The following is a 7,157-nucleotide window of genomic DNA, read 5'->3' on the forward strand; positions in this document are numbered from 1 at the left end:
GTCTGGGGGTTCGTCGATGTCCCAAAAAATTGTTATCTGATCACCGTCAGTCTGAAATGGTACTTCTCCGAAGTGTGCAGGATTCCAGCGATCGCAATCGCCATTGGTTATTTCATCCCAGTAAGAATCAGAGGCGAGGGGGTAAGCCGCAGCTTCGAGCGACTCCACCGCGCGCGAACAATGTCAGCTGCCTGGGTGCCGCTCCGTTGTCAGATTCTGTCATGATTAGTTTAGAGATTTGGTTACGCCACAGTGCTTCCTACAGCACTGTGGCGAATTTTTAGTATCAGTCAGCTAACTCACAGTCATCAGGTATGCCTGAGATATCAATACCTAACGATTTGAACATAGTCTTCAAGGAGACTTTGTATAAACGGCATAATGCCACCACGTTTTCAGCACTTGGCATGGCTTTTCCAGACTCCCAGTCAGCCTGCCGTCGCTCTGAAACACCTATTTTCTGCTTAACTTGAGGACGTGTTAGTCCAGATTCTTCTCTTAGTAGCCTCAAGGGAGACTTTTCCTGTTGTTGTTGGTTATCTTCTATCATAGACGCTTAGTTCATGAATGAAACGTCTTGAGAGAAGACATGACAGGACGTATCATTCATGTTGAACGACAAAAAAAGACCAGCCGATATAACTGACTCGGCAGAGAGATGGTTTATTTGGCTGGTTGAACTTAAAGTGTCTCATCTTGATAGCGATCGCCAAATCCGGGAAAGTAGCACCTTACGTGCAATAGCCGTTGAAAGCCGATGAAGGGTGTTTCAGGCTACCAGTGTCCGGCAATAGGTTAAGTGAGCGAGTAGAGATATTAAGTGTTTGTCTATACAAGTCGCGGCTTGAATAAAAGCTGGTGACGTGCATTTGTATGCGGCCGCAATCTGTAACCGACCTTAGTAGGGCATTCCACATTTACCAAGGGCAATATGCCGAGGTGGTGACACGGTGGGCTGTGGAAATTAAGACCTGGGTGAAAATCCCCTAGAGGCTGGCGTGTAGGTAATGGCTCACGCACAGATGCACGATCATGAAGTGCAAAATCACCGTGTGGTTTTGCAACTCCTCACAGTTTCTTGAAAAACGCGCAAAAGAGCGGCCGGTCGCACCTTTTTTATATGACTGAGATTAAAGGAAAGTATGTAACACGAAAAAAACGGATTCGCCAACTAGAAAAAGAAATTGAGCAGTTGAGGGACCAGATTAAAACCCTAACCGAACTGCTTGACGATGCCCACGGGATGATTTATCGTTCCCGTCCCAATCTGGCGCGTGCCGTCGAGCGAGATTTTCATGAGGAGTTATTGCCATCAGAATTACCAGCGTCGGCTAAAAAGCCACCTCGGATAAAAACTCGAAATTTACCACTTGCACCCCGTGCCGACTTGGTGACGGAGCGTGATCACAATGGCCGCCTAATTATTAAGGGCAAGGCTACCTCAGTTATATTGTCAAATTTAGATTATGCAGATTAAAGAACCCAAAGCTGATGTATTACTTTCCCACGACTTCCTGTCATATCTGGTTGTCGCCTATGCCCTAATCACAGAGGATTTAGCAAAACATACAGGTGCAACTGCAATCGAACACCGCGTCAAATATCTGGATATTGGTAAGCAAAAGTTTCATCAATTTTCTGATGAGGAATTGCACACCTTTTTGAAAGAAAACTACCCAACCTAGTTTCAAAGAGCATTTACCTATGACTTATCAACAACAGCTTTTTGATTGGATCGTTCTCAGAGAAGTTTCCCCATGCAAGTGGATTATCTTGTCTGAGTTCCGCCGCCGCAACGATGCGGACAATTACTACCAAATTGTGACAAAACTTTTCAGTGGCCGAATTGAAGTGGTTTTCCGTAACCGCCTCGCAGAGTTTGAAGTGCAGAGTTAATTGGAAGCGATCGCGGTCTTTGAGTGCGATGCCTGCGGCGGGCGAAGCCATCGCTTTATCGGTTCTAACAGTTCAAACTTGTACAAGTCAAAAATAACATATTTGGAGCAAATGAAAGTAACAACCATCACTTACCAAAGAGTTTTAAATTTGGGTGACTATAATTCGGCACGGCTAGAGAAAACCGCACAAGCCGATGAACACGAGGATCAAGAAGTTGCTACACAGAATCTGATAGAAAGTGTTGAGCGCCAAATCCATGAGAAAGCGATACACAACAAAATTGATCAGGAGATTAGAAACAGGAAGAAAGAATTAGCCTCTCTCATAACAGAGTACGCGGTTCTGAAAGACAATTATGAGTCGCTCAATAACCAGTATAAATTGCTTGAAGCTGCTCAAGAAATCAATAATCGGGAGGGTGAAGATTCCGATATCCCTTTTAAATCCGAACCGCCTGAGTTTGACGAGGCTGTTGAGGATATGAATAAGTATTTTTGATCGCAATTTTTACGGCGATGCTTCCGGCCAGCTACGCGCTTTCGCCCTTGACAGGTGTGCGTAAGCAAAGCCGGCCCTAAACATCGCCACAGACAGATACCAAAGTTAGTTTACCAAAATGTACACCATAGTCAATACACCATCCGTGTTTAGTTGCTTTCTTACCAGCAGCTGGTTGGATTAACCTAGCCCAATTGCGTCAAATTCAATTTGAAGAATTGCCAAGCCGTGTAGTAGTGGTCACTTGGCAGAATGGCGATAAACAAATATTCTTCGGTGAAGATGCTGTAGCACTGATTAAAGCGATTGAAAATACTACCACTTCAATTAACAAGCAATGTAGTTGCCAGCAGAGGAAATTATGAATGAAGATGAAGTAATAGAAGAATTAACAGCCAAATACGCCAATGATTTTCGGCAGCTATCAAATGAACCAGAAATTGGGCTAAATATTTCTCCATTGATGGCTTGGCAAATTATTTCTCAGCTGCAACTAGCACTGAGACATCCCCAAAATACAGGAATTATCAGCGAACAAACTAGACATTTTGTCAAGTCTCTTGCTGATGAAATTCCCATGAACGACTCACTCAGAGAGTTATTTGAAATGGGATGGAATCCTGAGCATGACCATGTAATTGAACCTAGTCAGCAAAATCCTAAACTAGAAATTCGTGAAACTCACAATGCTGTAGCTATTTACGGCGTGGATGAATACAAAAGCGAAGTAGAAAGACCATTTGCAGAATTTTCTCGCCCTCAAACTTGGGGAGATAAAGAACAATGGCATTATGAATTCTTTCGTTTGGAATGGGTGAGAGATGGCTATAAATACATTAACAATTGCCATTGCTACACCGATATAAAAAATCCTGAATGTGATTATGCCATTTTATTTGCTCAGTGTGTAGCTACCATTCTCTATCCTGGTAGACCACCTCAATTATGTGGGCGTGAATACCTAGATGAAGATGATTTTTGGCTAAATGAATGGGGAGAAATGCCACCTTACTACTATCCAGATCAAGAGGAGGACTGGTTCAAATGAGTAATAACCAAGTAAAAATCAAGTGCGAATTCTTCAGACGCATTAGTGAATTTAACAAGGATGAAACGTTTGACTTGAAACTAGAACTGACCAATTTTACCCGCGATGACTTGCTTTCTTTCTTACTAAAAACTTACGATTCCTGTAGCACTTTCATCAACACCCCGCCCGGCGAAGCTAATAATAAGTAGAGAATCCTATGAATAATAACCAAATACCAGATCCTGCATGGGACTATTACATAATTTGGCATTCGTGCCAACACATCAAAGCCAAAATTGACGAGGCTTTAAAAATCATGAATGACAGCGAATATGCAAACAAGGAAATAGATAAAGAACTCTATGATTTGCTCGATCCAGTTTCTGACAATCTAATAGAAGTTATTCAAAAGTTAAAGCATGATGACCATTAACCGCCTGATGAATCGTAATTTAAATTGCGATCGCGCTTCTTCAGCGTGGGCTACCTGACACAGTAGCCGAAACGACGGGCTATATACCCCGTCGTCGCGGATTGTGTCCAAAGCAATCAGCAAGTTAATCGCAGAAAGTGCGGTGTTGATATAGAAATGCGCCTCGCATAGGGGCGTTTAGGCTTTCATGCGCTGCCTTTCTGTGATTAATTTCCCCGAATGCCTTTACTCCTGAATCGCGCCCCTCAAGCGTGGGGCATTAGGGTGATTCGTGCGCTATTAAGTTCGGGTAAATCAAAGGATGCCAGTCCTTGAAAACCACCATTAGTTACGCAGAACCATGACAATAGAATCAACTATTTTGGGGATTGATGTTAGTAAATCGAGTATAACCACTCATATTTTAACACAATATCCAATCGGCGGATTACAAGGATATTGGAATAAAACTAGGAATAAAGCATCAAGTTTATATCCGGCTTTTTACTCCAATCCTGATGCTAAGAAAAAGCAAAAATCTGCTTTTGACTTTGCTGATTATCTAGCAGAAATCAAGCCAGGTTACGCAATTCTGGAACCAACCGGAAACCACTATTCAAGACTGTGGGCATCCATCCTCAATAAGCTAGAAATCAAAATCTTGTGGGTTGGTCATGTGGAATTGCGGCGTTACCGAGGTGGTAAAAACCTCCCAAATAAAAGTGACCCTGCCGACGCTTTAGCAATGGCCGCTTACGGTCACGATCCAGATCATCACTTGGAAACCGGGGAGTTAAACATGAGATATTTCCTCATGCACCGCCCAGAACCGATCGACGAACTCCGCGACCTCTGCCAGCAACTCGAACACCTTAACCGGGTGCAGTCGCCAATCATAAATTATGCTAGACAGCTTCTGGCTTGGCAATTCCCAGAAGTGGCGCACACCAAGAGCGCATCTAGCAAAGCTGGGTTTTTACCACCGCTTTGGCCATGGTTAGCTAAAAGGCTGGAAATTTCGCCCGCCGGGAAAACCAGAATCGAAAATCGCTATAAACATATCCATCGCCAAAGACTACGGGATTGAAATCGATCCAATCTTGGAACTACACGCCGAATGGATGTGTGATATCTCGCTCTATGAGCAGCGCTTAGAAGCAAGAATCAATGAGATGCTTTCTGTGAGTGAGTTTAAGCCTTACATGACCGTGTTTAACAAGTTCGGCTTTGGGTTAAGAGTGCGATCGCGGTTGCTCACTAGAATTTACCCTTTTGAGTCATTCCTGGGTGTCAACGGTAAACCCGTAATTGAGTACGAAGTGCGGGAGGTAAAGAAAACTGAGCGCGATCGTAAAGACGGACAAACCACAGTCCGGCGTTTAGCTGGCGATACCAAACGAATCAAACGCAACCGCAGCCGCGACACTTTCAAAATGAGGCTAGGTATGGGCACCACCTTGGAACAGTCCGGCGATGGTTTAGTTGAGAAACCAAGCGGTTCATCTTTGTGTAGGATCAGTCTGTGGCAATACGTGCTAACTGGGGTGGAAACTGGCAGGCTACCAAAAAATGAACTTACCAGCGAATTGATTAACTACCGTGACTCACTCAAAGCTAACGTTAGTGAACAAGGTGAAAAATTACTAGGTGGTAAGCACATCCAGGGAAAGCTAATGAGCAAAGTAGTAAATCTGCTGTTTGCTGAATTGTGTAAAATAATTCAGTTACCCTGAAAGCCTGTTTGTGATCATTACTCGCAAACAGACTTGACTTTTCTAGACTTCTAATTAAGGCTGCTCCCAAAGCTCACGGATACGATCAGGCAGGCAGCCTGCAATTTCCTGAATCCGCTCTTGAGAAAGTTCGTCTTTGGTGGCAGAAAACACCGCTTTAATTGCCTGCTCTACCTCGACTGTTCCTGGAAGTCCTCCTTCATTAGCAACCCGCCTGAGAAATAGATTGGAATCAATTCCAAGGGGAGCCGGGCCTGTTAAAGGTTGACGAATTCGACTTAAAAATCTCACAAGGGGATTGGTGTCTTTCCAGAGTTCTGCCACTTCTAACTGGAGTGCTTTTTCATCCGTAAGCACAGCCTCTGTATGCAGTTCTCCCTCAACGCGATCAATTGTGTCCGTGGTCATTAAGTCGCGCATAACGCGAAACACAACTTCGGTAAAGTCTCTTGCATCATAGGGATCTGCAAATCCGGCTTTGACCATCACCTTTTCCAGAAACGAGCCATGTTCGTCAGCGATCACAGCTCGAGTATCTTCAATCTCCGTTGGGTCAATTTCTGGAATGTTATTCCTAAATGATTGATCGGGCATTGTTTTTTCTTGTGCTTTTTAATTTTGAGTCTTTATGCTTACTTTATGTAAGGTCGCACAAATCAAAAACCTTTAGCATCATCCAGAAGTTTGAAATGCCATCTATTCAAAAGTTAGAAATTTATTTGATCTGCTCACAGCAGCAAAGCCGGAAGGTCATGCTTGAGGGTAAGGAATTTTCCTTCATTGAGCAGAGCAATACTCCTGGTATTTCCCCCCGTTGTAGACATCGCCCATTGGTGTCAAAAAACAGTCAGAATAGATGAATTGGTCTAAAATCAGCCGAAACAAAGATGGTAGAAACAACAAACATCGAAATTAACACTTGCGATGTCAAAGTACCTAACAATGATTTAGAAATCGATGCTTACTTAGCTCAACCAGCACATAAGGCAACCTTCGGCGCGGTTATAGTTTTTCCAGAAATTTTTGGCGTCAATAGCAACATTAACGATATCACCGAATTAATCGCTAAACAAGGTTATGTGGCAATAGCACCCACGCTTTATCAACGTATTGCTCCTGGTTTTAAAGTTGAGTATAGCCAAGAAGATGCTGGGTATAGCCCAGAAGGCTATCGGCTTGGCTTGCAATACTATCAACAAGTAAAGTATCAAGAAATTTTAAGCGATATTCAAGCTGCCATCGCTTACCTAAAAACTTTACCCAATGTCAAAGATAATGCAATCGGCGCCTGCTAAAACTGTGTGACCGCCGTTGATAATTCCATCACTTCCACCCTCACTAGCTTCTAAGACTTCTAGTTCTAGTTCGGTTTTGTTTTTGTTGGGTTTAACTTTGTTTGCACAAAGGGTTATTCCACTGTGACGGGAGAAGAATTTCTCCGGTTGAGTCGTCACCGAGTCGAAGATTTGCCTGTATGTCGCGCTTTTGCGGTTTGGTTCCCTGATGTTCGGTTCTAGGGGTAGGTCTGTAGGGAACGTGTCTATATGGGCGGTGGCGATGATGCAATTGGGATTCGCTTGAAAAT

The 7,157-nt window shown here is 43.5% G+C and carries 13 protein-coding genes and 2 pseudogenes; 11 read left to right on the forward strand and 4 right to left on the reverse strand.

The window, feature by feature from the left end:
* Window positions 1-286: 286 nt before the first annotated feature.
* Window positions 287-550: a helix-turn-helix domain-containing protein gene (locus V7K15_RS00135; protein ID WP_334901913.1), complete on the reverse strand. Its 264-nt coding sequence runs from the start codon at window positions 548-550 to the stop codon at window positions 287-289.
* A 58-nt stretch (window positions 551-608) separates the two neighbouring features.
* Between V7K15_RS00135 and V7K15_RS00140 the strand changes: the two genes are divergently transcribed.
* The 3 genes from V7K15_RS00140 (at window position 609) to V7K15_RS00150 (ending at window position 1,685) form a co-directional block, all read left to right on the forward strand.
* Window positions 609-761, forward strand: a complete 153-nt coding sequence (locus V7K15_RS00140; RefSeq protein ID WP_334901914.1) for a hypothetical protein — start codon at window positions 609-611, stop codon at window positions 759-761.
* Window positions 762-1,120: 359 nt separating this feature from the next.
* Window positions 1,121-1,477, forward strand: a complete 357-nt coding sequence (locus V7K15_RS00145) for a hypothetical protein (RefSeq protein WP_334901916.1) — start codon at window positions 1,121-1,123, stop codon at window positions 1,475-1,477.
* Window positions 1,467-1,685: a hypothetical protein gene (locus V7K15_RS00150; RefSeq protein WP_334901918.1), complete on the forward strand. Its 219-nt coding sequence runs from the start codon at window positions 1,467-1,469 to the stop codon at window positions 1,683-1,685. Before V7K15_RS00145 ends, V7K15_RS00150 begins: the two co-directional genes overlap by 11 nt.
* A gap of 13 nt (window positions 1,686-1,698) precedes the next feature.
* Here V7K15_RS00150 and V7K15_RS00155 read toward each other — a convergent pair whose 3' ends face one another.
* The gene (locus tag V7K15_RS00155; RefSeq protein WP_334901920.1) at window positions 1,699-1,947 is read right to left on the reverse strand and encodes a hypothetical protein; all 249 of its coding nucleotides are present in this window, start codon (window positions 1,945-1,947) and stop codon (window positions 1,699-1,701) included.
* 60 nt (window positions 1,948-2,007) lie between these two features.
* Here V7K15_RS00155 and V7K15_RS00160 point away from each other — a divergent pair, with 60 nt between their 5' ends.
* The 7 genes from V7K15_RS00160 to V7K15_RS00190 all read left to right on the forward strand — a co-directional run bounded on the left by V7K15_RS00160 (window position 2,008) and on the right by V7K15_RS00190 (window position 5,572).
* The gene (locus V7K15_RS00160) at window positions 2,008-2,397 is read left to right on the forward strand and encodes a hypothetical protein (protein WP_334901921.1); all 390 of its coding nucleotides are present in this window, start codon (window positions 2,008-2,010) and stop codon (window positions 2,395-2,397) included.
* Between the two features lie 194 nt (window positions 2,398-2,591).
* On the forward strand, window positions 2,592-2,762 hold the full coding sequence (locus V7K15_RS00165; protein ID WP_334901922.1) for a hypothetical protein: 171 nt from the start codon (window positions 2,592-2,594) through the stop codon (window positions 2,760-2,762).
* A complete protein-coding gene (locus tag V7K15_RS00170) occupies window positions 2,759-3,445 on the forward strand; it encodes a hypothetical protein (RefSeq protein ID WP_334901924.1) in 687 nt (228 codons plus the stop codon). Before V7K15_RS00165 ends, V7K15_RS00170 begins: the two co-directional genes overlap by 4 nt.
* Entirely contained in the window at window positions 3,442-3,636 is a 195-nt protein-coding gene (locus tag V7K15_RS00175) for a hypothetical protein (protein WP_334901926.1), read from the forward strand. Before V7K15_RS00170 ends, V7K15_RS00175 begins: the two co-directional genes overlap by 4 nt.
* A gap of 8 nt (window positions 3,637-3,644) precedes the next feature.
* Complete coding sequence (locus tag V7K15_RS00180) at window positions 3,645-3,860, forward strand: hypothetical protein (protein WP_334901928.1); 216 nt, start codon at window positions 3,645-3,647, stop codon at window positions 3,858-3,860.
* Window positions 3,861-4,200: 340 nt separating this feature from the next.
* Window positions 4,201-4,926 carry an IS110 family transposase gene (locus V7K15_RS00185; protein WP_334901930.1) on the forward strand — a complete coding sequence of 242 codons (726 nt, stop codon included), beginning with the start codon at window positions 4,201-4,203 and terminating at the stop codon, window positions 4,924-4,926.
* A 13-nt stretch (window positions 4,927-4,939) separates the two neighbouring features.
* On the forward strand, window positions 4,940-5,572 hold the full coding sequence (locus tag V7K15_RS00190) for an IS110 family transposase (protein WP_334901932.1): 633 nt from the start codon (window positions 4,940-4,942) through the stop codon (window positions 5,570-5,572).
* Window positions 5,573-5,626: 54 nt separating this feature from the next.
* Here the strand turns inward: V7K15_RS00190 and V7K15_RS00195 are convergent, their stop codons facing one another.
* Complete coding sequence (locus tag V7K15_RS00195; RefSeq protein WP_334901934.1) at window positions 5,627-6,166, reverse strand: DUF2267 domain-containing protein; 540 nt, start codon at window positions 6,164-6,166, stop codon at window positions 5,627-5,629.
* A gap of 293 nt (window positions 6,167-6,459) precedes the next feature.
* Here V7K15_RS00195 and V7K15_RS00200 point away from each other — a divergent pair.
* Window positions 6,460-6,858, forward strand: a pseudogene (locus tag V7K15_RS00200) (dienelactone hydrolase family protein); the annotation flags it as partial.
* A gap of 3 nt (window positions 6,859-6,861) precedes the next feature.
* Here the strand turns inward: V7K15_RS00200 and V7K15_RS00205 are convergent.
* Window positions 6,862-7,157: pseudogene (locus tag V7K15_RS00205) on the reverse strand (AIPR family protein); the annotation flags it as partial.

Source organism: Nostoc sp. (genome assembly GCF_036919815.1).
Classification (GTDB): Bacteria; Cyanobacteriota; Cyanobacteriia; order Cyanobacteriales; family Nostocaceae; genus Nostoc.

Bases quoted from the DNA above. Each gene is read 5' to 3' on its own strand.
- V7K15_RS00135 (WP_334901913.1), bottom strand. From the start codon at position 550: ATGATAGAAGATAACCAACAACAACAGGAAAAGTCTCCCTTGAGGCTA.
- V7K15_RS00140 (WP_334901914.1), top strand. From the start codon at position 609: ATGTTGAACGACAAAAAAAGACCAGCCGATATAACTGACTCGGCAGAG.
- V7K15_RS00145 (WP_334901916.1), top strand. From the start codon at position 1,121: ATGACTGAGATTAAAGGAAAGTATGTAACACGAAAAAAACGGATTCGC.
- V7K15_RS00150 (WP_334901918.1), top strand. From the start codon at position 1,467: ATGCAGATTAAAGAACCCAAAGCTGATGTATTACTTTCCCACGACTTC.
- V7K15_RS00155 (WP_334901920.1), bottom strand. From the start codon at position 1,947: ATGGCTTCGCCCGCCGCAGGCATCGCACTCAAAGACCGCGATCGCTTC.
- V7K15_RS00160 (WP_334901921.1), top strand. From the start codon at position 2,008: ATGAAAGTAACAACCATCACTTACCAAAGAGTTTTAAATTTGGGTGAC.
- V7K15_RS00170 (WP_334901924.1), top strand. From the start codon at position 2,759: ATGAATGAAGATGAAGTAATAGAAGAATTAACAGCCAAATACGCCAAT.
- V7K15_RS00175 (WP_334901926.1), top strand. From the start codon at position 3,442: ATGAGTAATAACCAAGTAAAAATCAAGTGCGAATTCTTCAGACGCATT.
- V7K15_RS00180 (WP_334901928.1), top strand. From the start codon at position 3,645: ATGAATAATAACCAAATACCAGATCCTGCATGGGACTATTACATAATT.
- V7K15_RS00185 (WP_334901930.1), top strand. From the start codon at position 4,201: ATGACAATAGAATCAACTATTTTGGGGATTGATGTTAGTAAATCGAGT.
- V7K15_RS00195 (WP_334901934.1), bottom strand. From the start codon at position 6,166: ATGCCCGATCAATCATTTAGGAATAACATTCCAGAAATTGACCCAACG.